The sequence below is a fragment of the Bowmanella yangjiangensis genome, from assembly GCF_018531185.1.
GTDB lineage: Bacteria > Pseudomonadota > Gammaproteobacteria > Enterobacterales > Alteromonadaceae > Bowmanella > Bowmanella yangjiangensis.
The window spans coordinates 1-296 of record NZ_JAHDJU010000018.1 but is presented as its reverse complement, the minus strand read 5'-3'; the positions used below and the strand labels follow the sequence as shown (position 1 = coordinate 296).

Sequence of the window (296 nt, the reverse complement as noted above, 5' to 3'; positions counted from 1 at the left end):
CTCATACGATAAATCCTAATGTGGTGATGGCAAGTATGGCTCATACTATACTATGATATCCAAATGGCTCTTTTTTTCCTGAATAGTGGGTAACAATGTGTGAGATAATTCCGAAGCCTGGTAGAATAAGAATATATACTTCTGGGTGGCCAAAGAATCAGAATAGGTGTTGGAAAAGAATTGGGTCTCCCCCTCCGGCGGGGTCGAAAAATGTTGTGTTTAGGTTTCGGTCTGTTAGAAGCATGGTAATGGCTGCTGCTAATACTGGAATGGCCAGTAGGAGTAAGATTGCGGTA

1 pseudogene is annotated in these 296 nt (G+C 42.2%); it reads right to left on the bottom strand.

The features are described from left to right. Nucleotides 1-43: 43 nt before the first annotated feature. Nucleotides 44-296: pseudogene (locus KJY73_RS21885) on the bottom strand (cbb3-type cytochrome c oxidase subunit I); the annotation flags it as partial.